The organism is Cytobacillus sp. ABV4_503, from assembly GCF_056158445.1.
Genome location: NZ_JBSWTH010000001.1, coordinates 3,386,583 through 3,409,804 on the forward strand (window position 1 = coordinate 3,386,583; position 23,222 = coordinate 3,409,804).

Consider the following 23,222-nt stretch of genomic DNA (forward strand, 5'->3'; position numbering starts at 1 on the left):
GCTTAAAAAAGCAGTTTCCTCATTTAAGCAAGAAAATCATCAGTGAGTCTTTCCAGAACATCGAGATACTCTTCATTGCCTGGCTCCAATTTAATTAGTGTATTAAAAATTTCGGCAGCCTCTTCCCTTTTTCCTTCCTCTGCTAAAAAATATCCGTAATCTGAAAGAAAATCAGGCTGCTGTTTAAAGAAAGTATATGCAAGCTGATATTTGTTTAATGCCTCTGAATATTCTTCAGTATGCTGAAAGGCAACAGCTGAATCCCAAATAAGCTGCGGCTCTTCAAGCTCATTCAAAATATCAGTGATCTCGATTACATCTTCATATTTTTCCTGCTGGAGAAGCAGTCTATTTAAATTAATGGCTGCCTGGACATATTCGGGATCCAGCGCAAGAGCCTGCCTGAACATATCTTCAGCTTCTTTTTCATTGCCATTTTTCAGGGCGAGCTTACCGCCATAGAAGAATAGTTCTTTATTAAATTCATCCTGTTTTATGCCTTCCTTCACCGCTTCAAGGCCTTTTCCAGCCTCTTCCTCCCGCTCGTATGCCTGAGCAAGGTATAAATACAGTGAATGATACTCGGGGTCAAGTTCCTTCAGTTCTGTCAATTTTTCAATTGCTGTACGGTTAAAGCCTGCTTGCAGCGCTGTAAAAGCATAGCTGAAAAGGGTATTAATCTCCAGTTTATCATCAAGCGCTTTTTCGTAATAAGGAAGGGCTTCCTCAAATGCCCCTCCTGCGCTGAGAATATCCGCCATTCTCTGATTTACATTTATGCCTGCAATGACTTCCTCTTTCCCGAGAACATTTTCGTAAATCCGTTTTGCTTCCAGGAATCTTCCCTGCTCTGCATAGAGTTCACCCAGAGCAAAATCTACTATTACTTCATCAGGCAATATTTCTTTTGCTTTCAGCAGCTTTTGTTCGCTGACCTCGAATAGACCATCCATTTGATAAAGGTCTGCTAATAGGAGAAGCGACTGCGGAAAGCTTGGGTCATGCTCATTTATTCTTTCGAGAACGAGGATGGCTTCCTCTTCATGTCCAAGATCAATATGTGTTTCAGCTAACAGAACCAGCAGTTCCCCTTCTTCCGGATATGCTTCCAGAAGACGTTCATATAATGCTTTTGATTCCTCAAGGAATCCATACTGGAACAGTTCTTCTGCCAGCAGGAACCTTTCATCATGTGAACCATCCAGCAGTATTTGCTGATAGCTCTCCAATGCTTCTTCGTGATGACCGTTTTCTAATAGAGTAATGATTTTATTTACTTTATCCATACTAAGTTCCTTTCGAATGCTAATCGGCTATTTTAAAGTAAGCTGGTGTACTGATTTTAACATGCTCGCCGTACCCTGAACGAAAAATCACTTCCTGTCCGGCTCGTATCACTTTTCCCTTCAGAACAGAGACAGCAAGTTTATCTCTATGATAATGAAACAGCTGTGATTCTTCAACGGTAAGACCTTCACCAGGTTTTTCGTATAAATTATAGCTGACTTCACTACCCTGATGGATATTTCCTTTTAACGGGTAAATTCCTGCCTTGGATAGGACTGACCGGGATAGCGGTTCGTGTTCGTTCAGCTCATTTGGCATAGAAGGGATTTTCTGCTCCTGCATCAGTTTTTTCCATAATGTATTAATTCTGCTTTTCTCCTTTTCGTTCCTGCATGCAAAGATAGGGGCAAGCGGGCAATTGTAAGGAAACATAGCTTCACGCAGCCAACCCCATGGAACAGCTTCAAGCTCCTTTGCATCCTGTATTTCAACAAAGACAACAGGAATCCTTTCCCTCTTGCATCTTCTCATAAAAGAAGGTGTGAGGAGACGTACAGGAATCTTAACACCAATAATATAATCGATTGGGCTGCTTAACAAACTTGCCTTAAAGCATTTAAGATCACTCTTCATGGAATATTCATGTTTTACAGGTGCGGCTGTCAGGAAAGCAGTACAGCCTTTTAATAGGAACTCCCTTATATAATACTCTTTGAGTTCTGAAAAAGACATTTCCAGCGGTATAGATGTATCCAGAACCACAAATCCTGCAGCCATAATAAATGCTTCGGCATCCATTCTGGCAAACTGAAACCTTTTCATTTCTGCCTGCATCAGTGAAATCTCATTATTCTTGATCAGCAGTGATGTTTTTATCAGCTTGTCTTCCTTTAAAATATTTGCATTCTCAATAATATAAGTCATAAAACCACCCTCTAAAACGGTCTTATGACAAGCTATGAATTTTTTACATAAATATGACTAATTGAATAGAAAAAGAGCTGCAGGAAAACAGCTCTTTTTTACGATTATGAAATAAGGCTTTCAAAATGTTCGAAAAACGACGGATAGGATACAGAAATAGCTTCTTTCAGATGAAGCTGAACTTCCCCCTTTGAAATGGCAGCGGCAACCGCAAGCATCATTCCGATTCGATGGTCCCCATGGCTTGAAACAGTTCCTCCTGAAAGGGATGATCTCCCTCTGATCACCATTCCATCTTCCGTTGCAGTAATATCAGCTCCAAGCTTTGACAGTTCATTGACAACCGTATCAATGCGATTCGTTTCCTTGACTTTAAGTTCTTCTGCATCCTTGATTACTGTTTCTCCCTCTGCCTGAGTTGCAAGCAGGGCAATAATAGGAATTTCATCGATAAGCCGGGGAATGAGCGCCCCTTCGATAACGGTTCCTTTAAGGTCAGATGTTCTAATGGTAATATCTCCTGCAGGCTCGGCTGATCCATTTTCATATGGCACAATGCTAATATTTGCACCCATCTGCTGCAACACATCAATGATGCCGGTCCTTGTAGGATTCAGCCCGACGTTTTTCAATTTAATCTCACTATTAGGCACAATGGCTCCTGCAGCCAGAAAGAAGGCAGCAGAAGATATGTCGCCAGGAACATGAATTTCCGCCCCTGTTAGTGTTTGTCCGCCTTTAATCCGAATAGTATGCCCATCTGCATCAGCTTCCCCGCCAAATTGCTTAATCATTCTTTCGGTATGATCACGCGTCTTCATAGGTTCAATAATGACTGTTTCCCCGCTGGCCTGCAGACCGGCAAAGAGCAGCGATGATTTTACCTGTGCACTCGCAACAGGAAGCTCATAGGTTACCCCTGCCAGCGGTCCTCCAATTACTGATAAAGGAGTAAATTCTCCATTCTTCCTGCCATAAATCTTCGCTCCAAATAAACTTAGAGGCGCAGTAACTCTTGTCATTGGCCTTTTTGCTATTGATTCATCCCCGACAAGGACTGTATGGAATGGACGGCCAGCCAGGATTCCCATCATAAGGCGAATGGTCGTACCGGAATTGCCAACATCCAAAAATTCTTCGGATTCCTGTAATCCATCCATCCCCTGCCCCATAATGGTGACTTTATTGCCTTCCTGTTCAATAGATACTCCGAGCTTACGAAAGCATGCTATTGTGCTTAAGCAGTCCTCACCAAGCAGAAAATTGGTTACAACAGTCTTTCCCTTTGCAATTGATCCAAACATCACAGATCGATGAGATATGGATTTATCACCTGGTACCGCAATTTCTCCGCTTAATCCTTTAAGATTTGACCTCAAATTTGCCGGAGTCATATTATAATCACCCTTTGCTGGTTTAATAAAGGTCTTACCGCTTGCCTATAGACCAATGGTTGTTTCATAGCTTGTATATTGTTCTAAGCAATTAATTGCCCTTTCCCGGTCCTCTTCAGTCTGAAAGCTGATAACCAGGACTCCATAAATTTCTTCTCTTGTTTCCAGTATTCTGATATTGGTGATGCTGATCTCTTCCTTGGCTAAATATCCAGTGATTTCTGAAATGACACCAGGGTAGTCAGGAACATCAACGAATAGATCATAAAATGCCGGAATTGCCCCTTTTTCTTTTTGCGGCAGCTCATCCCTGAACCGTTTTGCATGGGAAAAATACTCAAATATGCCTTCACTGTTTTCTTCCTTGAGGATTGTTTTAACATTCTCCATTTCCTCCTGCCAATCCTCCATTAACTTAAGCAGCACTTCTTTATTCTGAAGCAGGATATCTCTCCACATTGCAGGGCTGCTGGAGGCAATCCTGGTAATATCCCTGAATCCGCCAGCAGCCAGTCTTGGAATCAGCTTTTGCGAACGGCTTGTTTTTTCTGCCTGATGGACAAGAGAGGCAGCCACCATGTGCGGGAAATGGCTCACGATACCAGTTATATTATCATGTTCTTCAGGCGATATGGTCAGAAATTTTGCTTTCGTCCCTGAGAGCCATTCTTTTAACCTTTCAATCTCTGCGGGGGAAATATGGTCTTCAGGAGTGAGAAGATAAAAGGCATTTTCAAAAAGCAATGCTTTTGCTGCAGTAACACCGCTCTTATGAGAGCCAGCCATAGGGTGGCCTCCGATAAAAGTAATTCCTTTTTCCTTCAGTACCTTAGCACAGCTGACAATTTCCTTTTTAGTGCTGCCTGCATCCGAAATGATGACCGTGCTTTTCAATTCACACTCTTCTAATATATGTATTATTTTTTGTGTTTCCTGAACAGGTGCAGCTATTAAAATTAAATCGGCGTCTTTTGCACCTTCTTCAATAGTTACAGAAATTTCATCTGCGACCCCAAGCATTTCAGCAAGGCGTCCCTGCTCTTTATTTACATCAAAGCCGATGATCATGCTCTCACTATGGCTCCTTTTTAATGATAATGCCAAAGAACCGCCGATCAAACCAAGGCCGATAATAAAGATTTTTCCTCTCATTCTCTCACCGCCTTTATTAAAAATAATTCAGAGGCATCTCTGTGCCTCTGAATGGTTTTCAAAAAAGTATTATTACTAAGACCTCATATATTGCCTACAATGCCGCAGCCTGCTTTGCAAGGTATTGTTTCATTGCGGATATCACTCCATCATTCTGTTCCTTGGAACCTACTGTGACACGGACAAATCCCTGGAAACCAAGTGCTTTGCCGGAACGGACGATATACCCTTTTTCAAGCAAAAATTGAAACACTTCATTAGAATCGGCATTAAAGTTGATTAAAATGAAATTTCCCTGTGAAGGGTAGTATTCCAGCTCATGTGCTTCACAGAAAGTATAGAATTGTTCCAGACCTTCCCGATTTTTCTGTCTGCATTCTTCGATAAAATTCTGATCTCCAATGGCTGCAGCAGCTGCAGCCTGAGCAAACTTGTTCACATTGAACGGCTCCCTAACCGGCTCCAGAGCTTTGATCGTTTGAGGATCTGCAATTCCATAGCCTACCCGAAGGCTTGCTAAGCCATAAATTTTCGAAAATGTACGCAGTACAATCAAATTTTCGAATTTCCGGATCAAATCCAATGCATTGTAGTAATCTTCAGCTATTACGTATTCATAATAAGCTTCATCAAGGACAACTAATACATCCCGAGGCACCTTTTGCAGGAAGGAAAGCAATGAAGATTCATTAACATAGTTCCCTGTCGGATTGTTTGGACTGCAAACCCATACTACAGCTGTGTTTTCATCGATTGCAGCCAGCATTCCATCAAGATCATGTCCCCCATCAATTAATGGAATTTCCCTTATCTCCGCACCTTCTACTACAGCATTATGCCTATATTGAGGGAATGTTGGCGCAGCCATAACAGTATTTGTTTCCGGACTTAATAAAGCTCTGGAAATCATTTGAATAATCTCATCCGAGCCGTTGCCAAAGATCAGCTGATCTTCCTGTATGCTTAGGTGTCCAGCCAGAGCCGTCCGCAGTTCAGAAGCATAACCATCGGGATACAGAGCAAAAAAAGATGGTGACTGATTCATAGTAAAAAGAACTTTTTCAGAGCATCCAAACGGATTTTCATTTGAAGCAAGCTTAACTATTTTATCCAGACTGTATTCCTTTTTTACTTGATCAATTGATTTTCCCGGCTGGTAAGGAGTTAAATTCAACAGCTGTTCCTTCCATTTCATTCAAATCCACCTCTTTTTCATCACTTTTACTTATTATCGTATTAAAGTATTATTTGATCTGCTCCAATATTATCACAAAACTCTCCATTAAGGAGAGTCTGTGGCCTTTAGATCCGGGCGAAGCTGGATGGCTTCACGCAAATATATATGGCAGATATTCTGCTGAGGGGCACCTGTATTCACATGCATCATAACCCTAATACAATTCCGAAGTGATCCTTCAACAGGTATTTCTCTCATGCACATGACAGGAACATAAGTCCAGCCCTCTATTGAACGCATTGCCTTTGCAGGAAAGGCTGCTGTCAATTCTTCCGTAACGGATATAAATACAGAAGCAACATCCTCAGATTTAATCTTATTCTCCCGAATCATTTGTCTGATCAGCAGCTCAGTTGCTTCTAATACCTCAGACTCACTATTCTTATCTACGGTGACGGCTCCCCTCACCCCTCGAATCACTTGCAGCACCTCCCAAAGCTGATACACCAGCCTTTTTATCTCTTAATAATAAAGACTTCCTTGTTTATTTTAAAAATGTTGCAAGCTCCTGCAGAATAACATCATCAGAAACTTGGTGTATAACAGGCTTACCCACTTCTTTTAAAAGAACAAAGCGGACATTCTGGCCTTCTGATTTTTTATCCTGCTTCATCCTTTCCAGCAGTTTTGAATGTGATAAATCTTCCGGGAGGCCGGTTTTGTAGCCAAGCTGATCAAGCCATCGCCGGAATTCGTTAACATCAAAACGCAGGTCAAGCATTTTTTTACTTAATTGGAGTGCGAATAGCATTCCTACTGCGACAGATTCTCCATGTGTCCATTCTCCATAGCCTTTTTCTGCTTCGATTGCATGGCCCAGGGTATGGCCGAAATTCAGGAATGCACGAACACCCGCTTCCTTTTCATCCTCAGCAACGATCCTGCCTTTGATTTCTATCCCCTTTGTAAGCATCCCGCTTATTTCATCAGAAGGAATGCCATCAAGCGAGCGGATGTTGTTTTTAAGACTCAAATAAAAGTTCATATCATGTATCAAGCTATGCTTTATAACTTCTGCAAACCCTGAGCGCCTCTCTTTTTGAGGAAGGGAAACAAGAAAATCCAAGTCATAAAATACGGCTTGAGGCTGATAAAAAGACCCTACCATATTTTTTCCTAAAGGATGGTTGATGGCCACTTTCCCACCAACGGCGCTGTCATGCGCCAATATAGTTGTAGGAAGCTGAATGAAAGGTATCCCTCTCATAAATGTGGCTGCAACGAAACCTCCCAAATCTCCGACAGCTCCCCCGCCAAAAGCCAGAATAAGAGATTTTCGGTCAAGCTTATGTTCCAAAGCAAATGACAAGCATTGATAGTAAACTTCAAAAGTCTTGGCTTTCTCCCCGCTTGGCACTGTGCAGACTTTTGCCTCTATATCCTTAAGTGCTGTTTCCAGAGCAGGAAGATGTATGGTCCGGACCGTTTCATCTGTGATTATCATTAAATTGGTCATAGCCGGAAAAGTATCTTTAATATATGATTCCAATCCTTCAATTGCCCCTGACCCTATATAAACTGGATAGGTCCTTCCGGGGGTTTTAATTGAAATACTATTCATTAAAACTCCCTCGCAAATTTTCTTTGCTGTTCAACCGAAGCTTTTAAAGCTTCGAACCGGTCAGAATAAAATTGATCGACAATAGCTGAAGCCAGTTCCCAGGCAATTACATTTTCTGCAACGACTGCTGCTGCAGGCACTGCACAGCTGTCAGAACGCTCTATGCTTGCTGAGAAGGGTTCCTTTGTTTCAATATCGACACTTTGAAGGGGCTTATAGAGGGTAGGAATTGGTTTCATCACTCCTCTGACGACAATAGGCATCCCCGTTGTCATGCCCCCTTCTAAGCCGCCAAGCCTGTTTGTTTTCCGATAATAGCCTTTTTCAGGATCCCATGCGATTTCATCATGAACTTCACTTCCGGGCTTCCTTGCAGCCTCAAAGCCAATGCCAAACTCAACACCTTTAAATGCATTAATGCTTACCATTGCCCCTGCTAGCTTTGAATCGAGCTTGCGGTCATAGTGTACATAACTTCCGACTCCCGGAGGCATGCCTTCAACAATAACCTCCACTACTCCGCCAATGGAATCGCCATTTTCTTTAGCGGAATCAATGGCATCCATCATTTTTTGGCCGGCATCCTGATCTAAACAGCGGACAGGTGAGTCTTCTGTGATTTCCTTTAACTCTTTTAGTGAAGAATAATCTCTTTTGCCTGAAACAACCCCGCCAATTTCAATAACATGGGCTGCAATTTCAATCCCCAATTCAGAGAGCAGTTTTTTGGCAGCTGCACCGGCCGCCACCCTCACTGTGGTTTCCCTGGCTGAAGATCGCTCCAGCACGTTCCTCATATCCCTGTGCCCATATTTAAGGGCTCCATTTAAGTCAGCATGGCCTGGACGGGGACGGGATATTTTTCTCTTTACTTCACCCTCATCCTCAGAATTAAGCGGGTCCTGGCCCATAATTTTTGTCCAATGCTTCCAATCATTATTCTCAACAACGAGTGCCACCGGCGATCCTAATGTATATCCATGCCTGATACCCGCTGTTATTTGAACAGTATCCTTTTCAATTTGCATCCTTCTGCCTCTGCCGTATCCTTTCTGGCGTTTGGCAAGTTCTTCATTAATATCTGAATCAATCAGCGGCATTCCTGCAGGCAGCCCTTCTATTATAGTGGTCAGCTGCGGTCCGTGAGATTCACCAGATGTAAGATATCTCAAAACTCTTTCCCCCTTCAACTCATTAAAGGATTATGTATCAATATAACATAATGATAAATATAAGAATAGATAAAATTGAAAATTCCTATAATATTTTATTTCTTATTATGAATGGAGCCATTTTAACACGAATAGTTATTTACTACAAAACGGGAAAAACAAAGAAAAGAGGATGTCTGAAAATAATCCCCTATGCTGTTGCTATTTTTATTCTTTTCTATAAAAAAAGGTTTCAGCAGATTCCAAGTGATAACGGCCAGCGTTAAAAATCTGTTCAGTGCTCCCAACAAAGAATATGCCATCTTTTCTTAATGCGCTGCTGAATTTATGATAAAGCTGATCCTTTGCTTCTTCTGTAAAATAAATAAGAACGTTCCTGCATACAATTAAATCAAAAGGCCCGCCGAAATCGTCTGCAAGGAGGTTTTGCTTTTTAAAATTTACCGTCTTTTTTATATCCTCTGATACTTTATAATAACTTCCTTCACGCCAAAAGAACTTCTGTCTAATCGTTTCAGGAACTTCATTAAGCGAACGTTCAGGGTATACACCAATCCGGGCCCTCGCCAGGGCATTTTCATCAATATCTGTTGCAGTAATCTTTATTTGGGATATTGGCAGCAATTTTGATAAAATCATGGCAATTGTATAAGGCTCTTCACCAGTGGAGCATGCTGCGCTCCAGATTTTCAGATTCCTATTCTGCTCTAATAGCCCCGGCAGGATTTTTTTTTCAAGCACCTCCCACCTCTGCGCATTTCGGTAAAATTCGGAAACATTTATCGTCATCCTGTCCAAAAAATCATTCAGGAGTTCCCTATCCTTGACTATGCCATTAAAAAAATCTCCAAATGAATTAAAGCCTTTTTTCTCATACAATGATATCAGCCTTCTCTTCATTTGTGCTTCTTTGTACAGAGAAAGATCGATCCCTGTTTTTCTTTTTATATTTAGAATAAAATCCTGATAATCGTTAGCCATTCCTTTTCCCCTCTTATAATAATTGGTGAGCATGTGTCTCCTTTTATCCATGCCCGCTATCTGTAAAAATGAATTCGGTTACAAAAAAAGCACTTGTCAGGGACAAGTACTTTTTTTGAATATTAGTTAATCCATTCATTCATTAGCTTTTTGTATTCCACTTTTTCTTCCTCTTTGAAGAAAAGCCCGATTTCACGTTCAGCACTTGCCGGTGAATCTGATCCATGGATTACATTTTTTCCAACTGTGATGCCGAATTCTCCGCGGATTGTTCCAGGAGCAGCATCTTTAGGATTTGTTGAACCCATCATCTGACGAGCTGTAGCGATAACATTTTCACCTTCCCAAACCATTGCGAAAACTGGTCCGGACGTAATAAAGTCAACAAGTTCTCCGAAGAATGGACGCTCTTTATGCTCTCCATAATGCTCTTCCGCAAGTTCCTGGCTGATGCTCATTAGCTTGCCGCCTACAAGCTGAAAGCCTTTCTTTTCGAAACGGGAAACGATTTCCCCGATTAGATTGCGCTGTACTCCGTCTGGTTTAACCATTAAAAATGTTCTTTCCATTGAATTCCACTCCTAAAACTTATGTATAGTGATTTATGTTAATCCACGAAAATATTAACATTGTTTTGAAAATTTAGCAACAGAAATCTGAAAGCGCTTTTACTTAATAATTCCCGGAAAAACAAAATTGCCGGCACCCTGTAAAAGTGCTGGCAATTAATTGGCGGATTAAAATTTTCTTTTGCCTATAAATTTTGCAATATCCCGCAAAGCTTTCTTTGACCTGGAAGGAGGCAGCTCTTCGAGAACCCCCAAGGCTTTCTGTAGATATTTATCACTAATTTGCAGGGATTTTTCAATTGCACCGGAGTCTTTGACCAAGGCAATTATTTTCTCTATATCTCTTCGTTCAGTTCCTTCGTGGACTCTGCTGATTTGATCACAGATGGTCCTGTCCTCCATCGCAAATAAAGCAGGGAGTGTAATGTTACCCTGATGGAGATCTCCTCCTGCCGGCTTGCCAAGCTCTTTATCAGTACCGACAAAATCCAGGACATCGTCAATAATTTGATACGACATTCCCACAAAATAGCCGAATTTAAAGAGCTTTTTATGTATACCTTCCTCTACATTAGCCGCAATGCCGCCAAGCTGGCAGCTCACCGCAATAAGCATGGCTGTTTTTCTTTTAATTCTCCGGAAATATGTCCTTATATTCTGATCATAGTTATACTTATCTTTAATTTGCTCAATTTCACCTATGCACAGTTCCACAAGGGTATGAGAGAGAATTTTGTGAGCATGCGGATTTTCCACATTGGTTATTAATTCCAAAGCGCGCGCGAAAATATAATCACCGGTATACATGGCAATCTTATTATCCCACTTTGCTTTAATGGTAGGCTGCCCCCGGCGGAGTTCTGCATCATCAATAACATCATCATGGACTAGCGACGCCATATGGATAAGCTCCAGTGATACCGCTACGTTTTTAATTTTATCAATATCATATTCTCCGAATTTTGCAGCAAGCAAAACAAAAACTGGGCGGATTCTTTTCCCCCCGGCCTGCAGCAGATGCAGGGATGCCTGATGCAATAGAGGAGACTCTGCCTTAATGGTCTCCTCAAGCTCGTTCTCTATAACAGTTAAATCTGAATTTAAAAATGAATACATCATTTTCAATTTCATTTGCTTACTCACCCAGCTTATCGATCCCGTCTGATCTATTCTCTATCGTTCGATGAGAAACATACAGAACAAGTTATTATTTTTATTTCGTTCCAATGTGTACAGCAGCCACACCACCGCTATAAGACTTAAATGTGACATTTTTAAAGCCTGCTTCCTCAAACATTCCTGCAAGTTCTTTCATCCCTGGAAAGTCTCTGGCTGATTCCTGCAGCCAGGAATATTCATTAAAGCTTTTGGCAAAAAGTTTGCCAAACATAGGCATGATAAAACGGAAGTAGAAATAATAAGCCTGCTTGTATCCGAACAGGGTAGGCTGAGAAGTCTCCAGACACACTGCTATACCGCCAGGCTTTGCAACACGGTGCATTTCTTTTAATACCTGCAGATAATCCGGAACATTGCGCAGTCCAAAACCGATTGTAACATAATCGAAGGAATTGTCCGCAAAAGGGAGCTCCATTGCATTTCCATGTACAAGCTCCACTTGCTTCAGTTTCCGATCCTTAATTTTTTCCTCGCCGATTTTTAGCATATTTTTACTAAAATCCAAACCTACTACTTTACCGCTTTCTCCTACGGCTTCAGCAAGCGCTATGGACCAATCGGCTGTACCGCAGCATACATCAAGAGCTTTTGAACCCTTTTGAACATTCATCTTTTTCATTGTATCTTTGCGCCATCTTAAGTGCTGCTGAAAGCTGATGACTGAATTCATTTTATCGTAGTTGCCATAAATCTTTTCAAATACGCTATGAACACGTTCTTCTTTTGATTGCTGCATATTTTATCCTTCTTCCACAAAAGTTTTAGCCACAGACTGACTATTATTGAAAATGCAGTGAATACGCTGCTCTAATAATTCATTTGCAAGAGGGAATTTCCTTAGGGATTGATCAACCAAATTCCTTGAAAAATCAATATATCTGTCACAAATGAGAATCAGATATCTCCGCTGCTCCGCAGACATGTCTTTCACTTTTGGGAAAGTCAGTTTTTTAAGGGCTTCAAAGACAACTGAGGTGCCTTCCTTCATGAACTGCTGCTTTTCTGCAATCAGGCGCTTTATGAATAAAAGATTCGATATTACCTCTTTCCAAGCTGCCTTGCTGAATGCATCAGCCAGTTTTTCAAAAAGTGACGCCTCAACTTTTTTGACTGAATTCATCAGGCTGTCAACTGCATCAGGAGACTTCTGATATAGCGAAATTTTATGCTCATTTACATCTTTTATCCCATCTGCGAAGGCCCTGATCATTCGGATATCATCAAAAGCTGCGAGAATCTTATAATATAAACCGCTGTAATAAACACCTGCAAGGACAGTAAGCTGTCTGTGTTTAAGACCTTTGTCTTCAGATTCATCGTTCTTAACAAGTTCATGGGTATCAAGGGCGATTTGGATAAGCATTGCAGTTACTGCATATTTTTCTGCTTTTGAGTCAGGTATTTCCACATCATCCAGGAAAGAGATTAGAAGCAGAAGCTTGTCTTCATCAATAACAGGAGAATCAATATATCTGAGCAGATAAGGGTGGTTAACTTTTTTCTCAATCTGTTCTTTAACATCTGCTAATTTAATCTTCACATCATGCATGCCATCACCCTTGTTTCCCCTTAGTTTTCTTTTTTCCATAGCCGCGATTTCTCAATGTGAATACTGCGACAAAGAGAACGGGCACATATTGTCTTATTCATCTTATCTATTTTTAGCCAAATCATTGATTACTATTAAATGTAAAACGGGCAAAAAAAAACCTTTTACCCGGTATCTTGTATTCAAGAGAAATAATCAAGCAGAGACAATTATATCATAAATTACAGGAACATGTCAGGACAATCTCCTGTGAAAATATCCTATCCTTCTAATCAAAGGGAAAGCTATTTCTTTCCTTCACTTTCTATTTCCCCGCAGCTTGTCATTATTCTTGCATTTCCCCGGATTTTAATCGCAGACGTATGCTCGGTAAACTGAGCAATCATTACTTCACCCTGGTCAAGTTTTTCTGAATGGTGGAATCTTGTATCAGAGCCTCTTGTTAACCCTATGACATTAACACCGTCTTCTTTGGCTTTTATCACAATATAATCATGTCCTGATGGACTTTTCTTTTCCATCCATACCATCCTTTGCTAAATAATGTTCATTCATAATTACTTACAAAAAAAGGCTAAAAGTTTTATCTTTCAGCCTTTGACCTATTTATAGCCTGAACTCACCATTAACAGAGCTCTAATTTTTATTGTTTAATCAGCGAAAGGACTTCAGCCCGTGCTCTTGCATCCTCTGCAAAAACGCCTCTTACTGCTGATGTCACCGTTTTTGAACCAGGTTTTTTAACACCTCGCATTGTCATACACATATGTTCCGCTTCTACAATGACCATTACACCATGGGGCTCAAGCTTTTCCAGGATGGAATTTGCTACAGTAGATGTGATGCGTTCCTGAAGCTGAGGACGCTTTGCAACTGCCTCCACAGCTCTGGCAAGTTTGCTTAAACCTGTTACTCTGCCGCCCCTCGGGATGTAAGCTACATGAGCAACACCAAAGAAAGGCACAAGGTGATGTTCACACATAGAGTAAAATGGAATATCTTTAACTAAAACAAGTTCTTCATGATCTTCGCCAAATACTGTTTCAAAGTATTCTTTAGGATCCTGGTTAAGCCCCATAAAAACTTCTTCATACATTTTTGCGACCCGCTTTGGCGTATCAAGAAGTCCCTCGCGATTCGGGTCTTCACCGATTGCCTCTAATATTAAACGCACCGCATCTTCTATCTGGGCACGATTTACTTCTGCCATAATTATGCCTCCTATGTATTAACACTGTGGTAATAATATGTTCATATTAGCATAACCCTTTCATTCAGGCAAAACGAAACTTCCGTGTCTTTCACTAATATTAATAAACCGCCGTTTCCCCTGTGGTCAGCGCGATTTCAGATCGGATAAAAAAGAAAAAACCGCGAATATTCGCGGTTTTTAGCTCAAGCATAAGCTTTAAGCACTTGTATGTAGATTATTTAACTGCATCTTTAAGCGCTTTACCTGGTTTGAAAGCAGGAACTTTGCTTGCAGCGATTTCGATTTCTTCGCCAGTTTGCGGGTTGCGTCCTTTACGGGCAGCACGCTCGCGAACTTCAAAGTTTCCGAAACCGATTAGTTGTACCTTATCACCATTTTTCAAAGCATCAAGGATTGTATCGAAAACAGCATCAACTGCTTTAGTCGCGTCTTTTTTAGAAAGTTCGCCAGCTTCAGCAACTGCGTTAATTAGTTCTGTTTTGTTCATGCCTTTCACCTCCTCCCAAATATGGATAAAACCCAGTAAAATAAGATTCCTTACATACATTTGTAAACAAAATTACTGAATTCTATACGTTATGGCGTTTTTTTGTTTAACAAGCCCTATAATAAATGATAAATTGAAATTTTTCAATCCAAAAATCATTATAAACCCTTTAAATATAAGGGTTTCGGACGCCATAACAGTAATTCTGTTAAAAGATTATCACAATCAAATGCTGTTATCAAGAATATTTCATGATTTAATGGGAATCTTTTCTTCTTTGCAACATATTTGTAATAAGCTGACCTGTTTTTATTACCCTTACGGCGCTTTTTAAAACACTATTTTAAAAAATCAATTCCAAATTAAGCAGTGAATTTTTCAAACGTTTCCTTTAAATTAGGATAAACGTAAAAAAAGACTCCAAAAGGAGCCTTCATTAAAGGATTATCGCAATTAATCCGCCAGAGCCTTCGTTGATGATTCTTTCTAATGTTTCTTTCAGTTTGTATCTTGCATTTTCAGGCATTAGGGAGAGTTTGGCCTGAATTCCTTCTCTTACGATGGAGCTTAGGCTGCGTCCAAAGATGTCGGAGTTCCAGATTGAAAGCGGATCGTCTTCAAAGTCCTGCATTAGATAGCGGACAAGTTCTTCACTTTGCTTTTCTGTCCCGATAATAGGTGAGAATTCAGATTCCACATCTACTTTAATCATATGAATAGATGGAGCAACTGCTTTTAGTCTTACACCAAAGCGGGATCCATGGCGTGTAATCTCCGGTTCATCCAGGCTCATATCAGCAAGCGAAGGAGCAGCAATGCCGTAGCCGGTTTGCTTCACCATTCTCAGTGCATCGGAAATTTGGTCATACTCTGCTTTAGCATGGGCAAATTCCTGCATCAGCTCGAGCAAGTGGTCTTTTCCGCGGATTTCAACACCGACTATCTCTTTAAGGACCTCATCGTAAAGATCGTCTGGCGCATATAAGTCAATTTCGGCTACTCCCTGCCCCATTTCAATTCCTGCAAGGCCTGCCCGGTCAATGAATTCAAAGTCGCTGAATTGATGGACCACACGGTCAACATCTCTTAGCCTCTTAATATCCTTAACCGTTTCTTTAACAGCGTCCTGATAGCTTTCACGAAGCCAGTGATCTTCATGCAGCACCATTACCCAGCTCGGAAGGTTTACATTGACTTCCAGTACCGGGAACTCATAAAGAGCTTCACGCATAACATTTAATACATCTGATTCCCTCATGCCCTCAACACTCATGGCCAGGACAGGGATATCATATTTTTCAGCAAGATCATTTCTCAGTGCATCCGTATTTGGATGGTGTGGCTGGACACTGTTAATGATCATGATAAACGGCTTGCCAACTTCCTTTAACTCTTCAATAACCCGTTCTTCGGCTTCCAGATAATTCGCCCTAGGGATTTCTCCAATTGTTCCGTCAGTTGTAATCACCACTCCGATAGTCGAATGCTCCTGAATCACCTTTCTTGTTCCTATTTCAGCAGCTTCATGAAAAGGAATCGGCTCTTCATACCAAGGTGTATTGATCATTCTCGGGCCGTTTTCATCCTCATAGCCCTTCGCCCCAGGTACTGTATATCCCACACAGTCCACGAGCCTGATATTTACATTCAGCCCTTCTGCAACATGTACTGTAGCAGCCTGGTTAGGGACAAATTTCGGTTCTGTTGTCATAATTGTTTTGCCGGCAGCACTTTGAGGAAGCTCATCCTGTGTGCGGGCACGTTCAGCTTCATTCTCCATATTTGGCAGTACAACCAGTTCCATAAACTTTTTTATAAATGTAGATTTGCCTGTGCGAACTGCGCCAACTACTCCAAAATATATATCGCCGCCAGTTCTTTCGGCAATATCTTTAAAAATATCAACCTTTTCCAAGTGATCCCCTCCTGAAATCTTGAGTTAATGGGATAATATTATCCTATCTATTATGTTTGGACATTATATGTGTATGATGTTGTCCTACATTGTTATGACAGTTTTTTTAAATTTTTACCCCCCTATCAGGAATGTGCACTGCACCTGCCAGCCCGGCTGGAAATCGGCAATCCTATGACAGTCTGAAATGGACAGCTGGCCACTCCAGATTTCCTTTTTTATTTACTAACTCCCCTTACTTCTTTATTTCTTTGCCTTTATGCTTATAGTCAATAGTTGAAGAGTGGTTATAAAAGTATATAAAAAAATAACCCTTCTCCTACAATATATTTTGCAGGAGAAGGGTTATGACTATTTCACCAAAAAGATTGGATCATTCGTGCCGGGATCAATTGTATATGGCAGAGAATAGGCGGGAACAAAATCAGAATCCTCCACAAGAAGATCTCTAATATCTTCTCCAGATTCAGGCTTGTTTTCCTTATTTTCCAATGCCTGATATAAATCAGCCCGATAATCCACATATACCTCTGCATTGCCGGTAACGACATACGGGAGGCTCTGGCCGCTGTATGGACTGAGGGCTTTAGGTTCTTCCTTAAATCCTAATTTTTTGAAATCCATTGTAAAGACATTTTCAGCAATCTGCTCTTTATAAGGCGGGAACCCATGTGCTTTAACCCTAAGGTTAATATCCCTGATGGTTTCAGCAATTCTTAAATCAAAAATCTTCACTTTCGGATCTGATTCTGCATCAACGATCACATATTGAAAAACTCCGCCTGATTCAAAGGCATTCCCAGGCGGCTCTGCCATATATTCCGGGGCAATTTTCTTAAAGTCAATTGGATACTTTTGATAGATAGGGGTTGTCTGATCCTTGGTTTTAATCGGCAGAAGGCCATTATTTGCTTCCCGATATTGGTCCACTGCCGACTGGACAGACTGGAGCTGATCCTTGTAGGCTATCTGATTTTGCGATAATTTCTCTTCAGGATACATACACCCCGTCAGAATTAAAGCTCCACTCAACAAAAGCAAAAACATGTTAAAAGCTTTTTTCATTTAATCAACCCTTTATGTAAAAGTGCTAGCTGCTTGTCGGACCGCTGAACACGACAATCACTATAATAATCCCGCTTATTATCATTAAAAAGTAGGCAACAATGGCTGTTATAACCTTAAAAACTCCAGCTTTCAGCTTGTAGCGGCTAAGATATATTAATATTATTGATAAAAACATAAATCCCATTGATGCTAGGGATATCCACATTTTCATTAAAGCCGGCGACATACAAATCAACTCCCTTTTCCGAGATGTATTATAACATATTAAATGAATAAATCTAAAAGCTTTTCATTGCGAAAAAAATTAAGCACAAAAAAAACTGAGGCAAAGAAGGGGCAATTCTTTACCTCAGCCATTTGACTAAATAACCCAGCACCCTGTTCATTACACTAGTTTGCTTCGTTGCATTGTATGCAGGAACCTGCTGTCTCGCATCATCTAATGCCTATATTTTTCAATTAATAAACATTTCAGTTCTTTTTATTCCCGCTTTGATCTTCCAAAACGTTCGCAAGATCTTCCATCTCATGTGTTTTTCCCCTTGCCATCAGAAGATCAACAGCATCCTTCGCATTGACATTATTAAACAGAACATCATACAGAACAGTGGTAATTGGCATTTTTACGTTATATTTTTGAGCCAGCTGATGTGCCGCCTTTGTTGTCCTGACTCCTTCTACGACCATGCCCATATTGTCAAGGACCTCCTGGAGATTATGTCCCTTTCCAAGAAGGTTGCCTGCCCTCCAATTGCGTGAATGGACAGACGTGCATGTAACGATCAAATCACCGATTCCCGCTAATCCGGAGAAAGTAAGCGGGCTTGCTCCCATCTTCATTCCGAGTCGGGCAATTTCAGCAAGACCTCTGGTTATCAGGGCTGCCTTGGCATTGTCTCCATAACCTAAGCCATCTGTAATTCCAGCTGCAAGGGCAATGATATTTTTTAAAGCCCCTCCAATCTCCACTCCAATGATATCCGGGTTTGTATATACTCTGAAATTGTTATTGATAAACAAATCCTGAATTTTTTCGGCGGAGTCCATATTTTTTGATGATACCGTAACAGTAGTTGGATGCCGCAGACTAACTTCTTCTGCATGGCTTGGACCAGAGAGTACCACTACACTATCCAGAAGATTTCCGGGCATTTCTTCTTCAATCATTTCAGAGATCCGGAGAAGTGAGTCTGGTTCAATGCCTTTACTTACATGCACTATGGTAAGAGGCTCTTTTCTAATTCCCTTGATCTTCCCTATTACTTCACGAATGGCCTTTGTCGGGACCGCCAAAATCAAAGTGTCTGTTCCGGTTAAAGCCTCTTCAAGCGACGTGTATCCTCTTATTCCTTCAGGCAGATGTATCCCTGATAAATATTTTTGATTCATATGCTGCTTATTGATTTCCTCTATTTGATCAGGATTATGGCCCCACAGTCTGACATCATGCCCATTATCCGCAAGCACCATCGCCAGGGCAGTACCCCAGCTGCCGGCACCTGCTACAGCTACACTTTCTTTTTTCCGCTCCATTTGATCACTGCCTTTTAACGTATTTGGATGCATCAAAAATTCATACGATTCTGCCTGCCAGACAACAATAAAGATTTCTGGCTGGCGTCATCATAATTATTTTCTTTCCCTAGCAAATATCTTAATAGGTGTGCCTTCAAAGCCAAAAGCGTCTCTAATTCTGTTTTCCAGGAAACGTTCATATGAAAAATGAAGAAGTTCAGGATCATTAACAAACACAACAAATGTCGGCGGCTTCACAGCAACCTGTGTTGTATAATAAATTCTTAGGCGTCTTCCTTTATCTGTAGGTGTAGGATTCATCGCGACAGCATCCATGACGACATCATTGAGGACGCTAGTTTCAACACGCAGAGCATGATTTTCACTTGCTGTGTTAATCATTGGGATGAGAGTATGAATACGTTTTTTCGTTTTAGCAGAAAGGAAAACAACTGGTGCATAATCAAGGAATTGAAAATGCTCACGAATATTTTGTTCAAAAGCCTTCATTGTTCTCTCATCTTTTTCAACAGCATCCCACTTATTGACAACAATAACAACGGCTCTGCCTGCTTCATGAGCATAACCGGCAATACGCTTGTCCTGCTCAATGATTCCTTCTTCCCCATCGATGACCACTAAGACAACATCGGAACGTTCGATTGCCCGCAAAGCTCTCAGTACACTGTATTTTTCTGTTGTTTCATAGACTTTCCCTTTTTTTCGCATTCCTGCAGTATCGATGATGACATATTCCTGACCGTCAACCTTCACCTTCGAGTCGATAGCATCTCTCGTGGTGCCTGCTATATTGCTGACAATGACCCGTTCTTCGCCAAGCATTGCATTTACAAGAGAGGATTTCCCGACATTCGGGCGCCCAATTAATGAAAACTTGATGACGTCTTCTCCATATTCAGTTTGGCCATGTTTCGGGAAATGCTTGGCTGCTTCATCAAGCAAGTCTCCAAGACCAAGCCCATGAGAACCTGAAATAGGAAATGGTTCACCAAAACCAAGTGCATAAAAATCATAAATTAGATCCCGCATCTCAGGGTTATCGATTTTATTTACACCAAGAACTACAGGTTTTTTGGCTTTATATAAAATTTTGGCAACTTCCTCGTCTGCAGAGGTAACACCCTCTCGCCCGTTTACAAGAAAAATGATGACATCTGCTTCATCTATCGCAATTTCTGCCTGAAGGCGAATTTGCTCTAAAAATGGCTCGTCCCCAATATCAATTCCGCCTGTGTCAATAATATTGAAATCATGAGTCAGCCATTCTGCCGAACTATAAATCCTGTCCCTTGTCACTCCCGGAATATCTTCGACAATGGATATCCGTTCTCCTACAATTCTGTTAAATATCGTTGATTTTCCAACGTTAGGACGCCCGACAATAGCCACCACTGGTTTTGCCATGAACATCACCCTTTCAATTCTTTATTCTAAAATGTTTCAACATCCCATTTATGTTCCAGAAATGCCTTTACCTTGGTAAGCATACAGATGGCTGTCCACAATAACACTACATTGATGTTAAAACCATCCAAACAGCTGTACATTTATAAAATAAACCCTTCTCAAAGATAGAAGGGCCTAACTTAGATATTTTAACAAAGAGAAACCTTCCTAGCAATAGGAAAAGCGGAAGGCGCCCGCTTAATGAAGGCACGCAGACTAAAAACGCCACGTCCTGTGGCAACGTCTGCATGACCCACATCCTGTGGGCCTCAAGCATAAGACGAGCCGGCTGAAAGGTTGTTCTTTAACCTTTTGGACTGATTGGAAGAAATGTTGAGGCGACTGCCCAGGGACGACAAGCATAAGACGGTCCCTGTAAGAAGGTGGTTTTTCCTTCTGGAAGGGAACGGCTTATGACCTCGAGTCCCTAGGAGCCGAAACTAGACAAGCTTATGACCTCGAGCCGATGGCGCCTGGAGCTAGACAGGTATCGAAGTTCAAAAATATAATTTCTGTTTTATTAAAACTTGGAAGCTACATTAATGCTTAACAATTACATATAGTTCTTCTGTTAATGCATGGGCAATACCATCAAGAATTGCTTCAAGATTGGCTGCGATGATTTCCATTTCTTTTTTATCTTCACAATGAAACACGGCGGTACCTGATGGTATCTTGGATGGATTTGTTGTAATTGCAGCCAGTATGAATTTTTCAAGCACCATACGCTAACTTCCTTTCCCATTCGTTTGCCGTTCAGTAGGCATCCTAATCGCATTTTCGAGTGTCGGAACCGCTTCGATGACTTTTATCGCTTTATTAATATTCTTTTCCTGCGGCAATACGAAAACTCCTACACGCCCATCATCCAGGTCCCTTTTCGCAAGCGGAACAAGCGCAGGAGTCCCGGAATCCCGGTAAACACCCAAAGCAGTAGAAACATCATGCAAAATAGCCTGCCTCTGCCCAAGATTGGCTATGGTGGAGCGGGCATTGAAATTTTTAGGTTTTAAAATAAATCCCATCCCATATCGCAGCACTTCCTCTTGTCTTTCGGGCAAACCTATATTCATGATATAAATATTATCCACATACAAGCCCGCTCCATCAAAACGCGGTTCCACAAACTCAACTTCAACAATTTCCTTCAGCCTTCCCCCTGACATTAATTTTTTGGAAATAAGTACGGCCAGAAGGGCTGCCGCAAGCCCTCCCCATATATTAAATACCAGATAGCCAAGCGTGCTTAATAAAGATGTGAAAATCACAAGATAATTTCTGCTCTCGAAGGCGATCGCTACACCTTCTATATACGTTTTGCCTCTCGGAACCATTTCGTAGCTGTCCAGTTCAGTAAGCGTGTTTCTTTCCATGTTTCTGACTTCCCTAAACTGGGATGCAGCAAGGGTCAGAAACGTAATAGCTGTGAATTCTTCCTCCATTATTGAAGGAATGGCCACCGTTCCCAGGCCGGCAGCAATGAATCCCAATGCAACGTGTATAATCTTTCCATGTAAGTATGTAGGATATTGCCGGTAGTCGGTCCGAAGCATATAAATACGGGTCAAAGTTCCAACTGCCAGACCAAAAAGTATCGGGTACGTATATTCGCTCATGATAATTTTTGTTTCTCCCTTTCGAAATGTTTAAAGTTGGTTTCAATAAATTTAACCGCCCATTGCACTGTAATCCATACGGCCGATATGGAAACAGAGATTGCCATGATATCCAGAAAGGCCAATGATCCAATAGTGTAAGGAAAGGAAAATTGTTTAAGAATGAGCGCATATAGAACTTCACCCTGGATGCCACCCAGCAATATTAGCGGCAGTCTGAGCATTCTGTTTTTTTGCAGGAGAACAGCCATATAAACGAGAAGGATTGACAGCATCCAATTCCGGGAGAACATTACCCAAACCGGATCAAACAGTTCAAACAGATGAAATATGACATAGGCCATCATCAGGATGAAAGTGCAAAAAAAGAAATAAAGTTTACTCAGTTTTTTTAATCTCCCGGCAAAAATATATAAAGATACAATCAGAAAAAGGCCACCAATACCAGTTTCAACATTGAAGATTTTAAATGTCCAGGGTGACAGCATAATGAAGATTAAAATCCAGGCAGACAATAGAAACCTGTATTTATTATTTCGATCCAGAAAAAAAGTTGCCATAATCCAAACCATCCAGGAAATCCAATAGAAAATTAATCCTTCCATCCTCTACCTCCTATCATTTCCATTATGGCTTTTTCGTATTAAAAATAACCCTGCAAGTTCAAAAGGATTATTCCTTTTGAATCACAGCTATCTTTTTGCATAATTCCTTTACACTCACTTCATCTTAATAACATGGAGGTGTTTATTATGGGTAAAGACAGACAGGAAAAAAAGCTGAAGAACAGCGGAAAAGTGGAATCCGATCGCGACCAGGCACTTCATTATCCTGGAGCTGCCAAGATGCAGAGCCCCGAAGAAGCCAGATCTTTGAATGATTCAAAATACAGTTAAAGGTTAATATCCAAAAATAAAGCTCCCGTCAATTGACGGG

The 23,222-nt window shown here is 41.0% G+C and carries 25 protein-coding genes; 1 reads left to right on the forward strand and 24 read right to left on the reverse strand.

Going from position 1 to position 23,222, the window contains the following annotated elements; translation table 11 throughout:
• Positions 1-23: 23 nt before the first annotated feature.
• The 24 genes from ACXAD1_RS17000 to ACXAD1_RS17115 form a co-directional block, all read right to left on the reverse strand.
• The gene (locus tag ACXAD1_RS17000; protein ID WP_474910645.1) at positions 24-1,286 is read right to left on the reverse strand and encodes a tetratricopeptide repeat protein; all 1,263 of its coding nucleotides are present in this window, start codon (positions 1,284-1,286) and stop codon (positions 24-26) included.
• Between the two features lie 19 nt (positions 1,287-1,305).
• Positions 1,306-2,211, reverse strand: coding sequence for a hypothetical protein (locus ACXAD1_RS17005; protein ID WP_206838191.1), 906 nt, complete (start codon positions 2,209-2,211; stop codon positions 1,306-1,308).
• 104 nt (positions 2,212-2,315) lie between these two features.
• Positions 2,316-3,605, reverse strand: coding sequence for a 3-phosphoshikimate 1-carboxyvinyltransferase (aroA, locus tag ACXAD1_RS17010; protein ID WP_474910646.1), 1,290 nt, complete (start codon positions 3,603-3,605; stop codon positions 2,316-2,318).
• 45 nt (positions 3,606-3,650) lie between these two features.
• Positions 3,651-4,757, reverse strand: a complete 1,107-nt coding sequence (locus ACXAD1_RS17015; RefSeq protein WP_474910647.1) for a prephenate dehydrogenase — start codon at positions 4,755-4,757, stop codon at positions 3,651-3,653.
• A gap of 94 nt (positions 4,758-4,851) precedes the next feature.
• The gene (gene hisC, locus ACXAD1_RS17020) at positions 4,852-5,952 is read right to left on the reverse strand and encodes a histidinol-phosphate transaminase (RefSeq protein ID WP_474910648.1); all 1,101 of its coding nucleotides are present in this window, start codon (positions 5,950-5,952) and stop codon (positions 4,852-4,854) included.
• 87 nt (positions 5,953-6,039) lie between these two features.
• Positions 6,040-6,414 (reverse strand): chorismate mutase, encoded by a 375-nt coding sequence (aroH, locus tag ACXAD1_RS17025; protein WP_206838199.1) that lies wholly within the window; start codon positions 6,412-6,414, stop codon positions 6,040-6,042.
• 64 nt (positions 6,415-6,478) lie between these two features.
• On the reverse strand, positions 6,479-7,555 hold the full coding sequence (gene aroB / locus ACXAD1_RS17030) for a 3-dehydroquinate synthase (protein WP_474910649.1): 1,077 nt from the start codon (positions 7,553-7,555) through the stop codon (positions 6,479-6,481).
• Complete coding sequence (gene aroC / locus ACXAD1_RS17035) at positions 7,555-8,727, reverse strand: chorismate synthase (protein ID WP_206838203.1); 1,173 nt, start codon at positions 8,725-8,727, stop codon at positions 7,555-7,557. Before aroC ends, aroB begins: the two co-directional genes overlap by 1 nt.
• 207 nt (positions 8,728-8,934) lie before the next feature.
• Complete coding sequence (locus ACXAD1_RS17040) at positions 8,935-9,708, reverse strand: CheR family methyltransferase (protein WP_474910650.1); 774 nt, start codon at positions 9,706-9,708, stop codon at positions 8,935-8,937.
• A gap of 122 nt (positions 9,709-9,830) precedes the next feature.
• Entirely contained in the window at positions 9,831-10,277 is a 447-nt protein-coding gene (gene ndk / locus ACXAD1_RS17045) for a nucleoside-diphosphate kinase (protein ID WP_206838207.1), read from the reverse strand.
• Between the two features lie 168 nt (positions 10,278-10,445).
• Complete coding sequence (gene hepT, locus ACXAD1_RS17050) at positions 10,446-11,408, reverse strand: heptaprenyl diphosphate synthase component II (protein WP_206838210.1); 963 nt, start codon at positions 11,406-11,408, stop codon at positions 10,446-10,448.
• A gap of 82 nt (positions 11,409-11,490) precedes the next feature.
• Entirely contained in the window at positions 11,491-12,192 is a 702-nt protein-coding gene (menG, locus tag ACXAD1_RS17055) for a demethylmenaquinone methyltransferase (protein ID WP_474910651.1), read from the reverse strand.
• 3 nt (positions 12,193-12,195) lie between these two features.
• The gene (locus ACXAD1_RS17060) at positions 12,196-13,044 is read right to left on the reverse strand and encodes a heptaprenyl diphosphate synthase component 1 (protein ID WP_243504623.1); all 849 of its coding nucleotides are present in this window, start codon (positions 13,042-13,044) and stop codon (positions 12,196-12,198) included.
• 245 nt (positions 13,045-13,289) lie between these two features.
• Positions 13,290-13,526, reverse strand: coding sequence for a trp RNA-binding attenuation protein MtrB (gene mtrB / locus ACXAD1_RS17065; RefSeq protein WP_206838215.1), 237 nt, complete (start codon positions 13,524-13,526; stop codon positions 13,290-13,292).
• A 122-nt stretch (positions 13,527-13,648) separates the two neighbouring features.
• Positions 13,649-14,215, reverse strand: a complete 567-nt coding sequence (gene folE / locus ACXAD1_RS17070; RefSeq protein WP_206838218.1) for a GTP cyclohydrolase I FolE — start codon at positions 14,213-14,215, stop codon at positions 13,649-13,651.
• A 217-nt stretch (positions 14,216-14,432) separates the two neighbouring features.
• Complete coding sequence (hbs, locus tag ACXAD1_RS17075; protein WP_009332755.1) at positions 14,433-14,705, reverse strand: non-specific DNA-binding protein Hbs; 273 nt, start codon at positions 14,703-14,705, stop codon at positions 14,433-14,435.
• Between the two features lie 436 nt (positions 14,706-15,141).
• Positions 15,142-16,620, reverse strand: a complete 1,479-nt coding sequence (spoIVA, locus tag ACXAD1_RS17080; protein WP_474910652.1) for a stage IV sporulation protein A — start codon at positions 16,618-16,620, stop codon at positions 15,142-15,144.
• Between the two features lie 351 nt (positions 16,621-16,971).
• Positions 16,972-17,685 (reverse strand): hypothetical protein, encoded by a 714-nt coding sequence (locus tag ACXAD1_RS17085; protein ID WP_206838219.1) that lies wholly within the window; start codon positions 17,683-17,685, stop codon positions 16,972-16,974.
• Positions 17,686-17,710: 25 nt separating this feature from the next.
• The gene (locus tag ACXAD1_RS17090) at positions 17,711-17,914 is read right to left on the reverse strand and encodes a DUF2768 domain-containing protein (RefSeq protein ID WP_035330135.1); all 204 of its coding nucleotides are present in this window, start codon (positions 17,912-17,914) and stop codon (positions 17,711-17,713) included.
• 245 nt (positions 17,915-18,159) lie between these two features.
• Positions 18,160-19,221, reverse strand: coding sequence for an NAD(P)H-dependent glycerol-3-phosphate dehydrogenase (locus ACXAD1_RS17095; protein ID WP_206838221.1), 1,062 nt, complete (start codon positions 19,219-19,221; stop codon positions 18,160-18,162).
• Between the two features lie 96 nt (positions 19,222-19,317).
• On the reverse strand, positions 19,318-20,628 hold the full coding sequence (der, locus tag ACXAD1_RS17100) for a ribosome biogenesis GTPase Der (RefSeq protein ID WP_221878210.1): 1,311 nt from the start codon (positions 20,626-20,628) through the stop codon (positions 19,318-19,320).
• Positions 20,629-21,209: 581 nt separating this feature from the next.
• The gene (locus tag ACXAD1_RS17105; protein WP_113884521.1) at positions 21,210-21,395 is read right to left on the reverse strand and encodes a capping complex subunit for YIEGIA; all 186 of its coding nucleotides are present in this window, start codon (positions 21,393-21,395) and stop codon (positions 21,210-21,212) included.
• A 3-nt stretch (positions 21,396-21,398) separates the two neighbouring features.
• Positions 21,399-22,286 carry a YIEGIA family protein gene (locus ACXAD1_RS17110; RefSeq protein WP_474910653.1) on the reverse strand — a complete coding sequence of 296 codons (888 nt, stop codon included), beginning with the start codon at positions 22,284-22,286 and terminating at the stop codon, positions 21,399-21,401.
• On the reverse strand, positions 22,283-22,891 hold the full coding sequence (locus ACXAD1_RS17115) for a YphA family membrane protein (RefSeq protein ID WP_206838227.1): 609 nt from the start codon (positions 22,889-22,891) through the stop codon (positions 22,283-22,285). Before ACXAD1_RS17115 ends, ACXAD1_RS17110 begins: the two co-directional genes overlap by 4 nt.
• Positions 22,892-23,038: 147 nt before the next feature.
• On the opposite strand from ACXAD1_RS17115, the gene ACXAD1_RS17120 reads away from it, so the two are divergent.
• Positions 23,039-23,182, forward strand: coding sequence for a YpzI family protein (locus ACXAD1_RS17120; protein ID WP_113884518.1), 144 nt, complete (start codon positions 23,039-23,041; stop codon positions 23,180-23,182).
• Positions 23,183-23,222 lie beyond the last annotated feature (40 nt).

Bases quoted from the DNA above. Each gene is read 5' to 3' on its own strand.
- ACXAD1_RS17000 (WP_474910645.1), bottom strand. From the start codon at position 1,286: ATGGATAAAGTAAATAAAATCATTACTCTATTAGAAAACGGTCATCAC.
- ACXAD1_RS17005 (WP_206838191.1), bottom strand. From the start codon at position 2,211: ATGACTTATATTATTGAGAATGCAAATATTTTAAAGGAAGACAAGCTG.
- aroA (WP_474910646.1), bottom strand. From the start codon at position 3,605: ATGACTCCGGCAAATTTGAGGTCAAATCTTAAAGGATTAAGCGGAGAA.
- ACXAD1_RS17015 (WP_474910647.1), bottom strand. From the start codon at position 4,757: ATGAGAGGAAAAATCTTTATTATCGGCCTTGGTTTGATCGGCGGTTCT.
- hisC (WP_474910648.1), bottom strand. From the start codon at position 5,952: ATGAAATGGAAGGAACAGCTGTTGAATTTAACTCCTTACCAGCCGGGA.
- aroB (WP_474910649.1), bottom strand. From the start codon at position 7,555: ATGAATAGTATTTCAATTAAAACCCCCGGAAGGACCTATCCAGTTTAT.
- ACXAD1_RS17040 (WP_474910650.1), bottom strand. From the start codon at position 9,708: ATGGCTAACGATTATCAGGATTTTATTCTAAATATAAAAAGAAAAACA.
- ndk (WP_206838207.1), bottom strand. From the start codon at position 10,277: ATGGAAAGAACATTTTTAATGGTTAAACCAGACGGAGTACAGCGCAAT.
- hepT (WP_206838210.1), bottom strand. From the start codon at position 11,408: ATGAAATTGAAAATGATGTATTCATTTTTAAATTCAGATTTAACTGTT.
- menG (WP_474910651.1), bottom strand. From the start codon at position 12,192: ATGCAGCAATCAAAAGAAGAACGTGTTCATAGCGTATTTGAAAAGATT.
- ACXAD1_RS17060 (WP_243504623.1), bottom strand. From the start codon at position 13,044: ATGGAAAAAAGAAAACTAAGGGGAAACAAGGGTGATGGCATGCATGAT.
- mtrB (WP_206838215.1), bottom strand. From the start codon at position 13,526: ATGGAAAAGAAAAGTCCATCAGGACATGATTATATTGTGATAAAAGCC.
- folE (WP_206838218.1), bottom strand. From the start codon at position 14,215: ATGGCAGAAGTAAATCGTGCCCAGATAGAAGATGCGGTGCGTTTAATA.
- hbs (WP_009332755.1), bottom strand. From the start codon at position 14,705: ATGAACAAAACAGAACTAATTAACGCAGTTGCTGAAGCTGGCGAACTT.
- ACXAD1_RS17085 (WP_206838219.1), bottom strand. From the start codon at position 17,685: ATGAAAAAAGCTTTTAACATGTTTTTGCTTTTGTTGAGTGGAGCTTTA.
- ACXAD1_RS17090 (WP_035330135.1), bottom strand. From the start codon at position 17,914: ATGTCGCCGGCTTTAATGAAAATGTGGATATCCCTAGCATCAATGGGA.
- ACXAD1_RS17095 (WP_206838221.1), bottom strand. From the start codon at position 19,221: ATGGAGCGGAAAAAAGAAAGTGTAGCTGTAGCAGGTGCCGGCAGCTGG.
- der (WP_221878210.1), bottom strand. From the start codon at position 20,628: ATGGCAAAACCAGTGGTGGCTATTGTCGGGCGTCCTAACGTTGGAAAA.
- ACXAD1_RS17105 (WP_113884521.1), bottom strand. From the start codon at position 21,395: ATGGTGCTTGAAAAATTCATACTGGCTGCAATTACAACAAATCCATCC.
- ACXAD1_RS17110 (WP_474910653.1), bottom strand. From the start codon at position 22,286: ATGAGCGAATATACGTACCCGATACTTTTTGGTCTGGCAGTTGGAACT.
- ACXAD1_RS17115 (WP_206838227.1), bottom strand. From the start codon at position 22,891: ATGGAAGGATTAATTTTCTATTGGATTTCCTGGATGGTTTGGATTATG.
- ACXAD1_RS17120 (WP_113884518.1), top strand. From the start codon at position 23,039: ATGGGTAAAGACAGACAGGAAAAAAAGCTGAAGAACAGCGGAAAAGTG.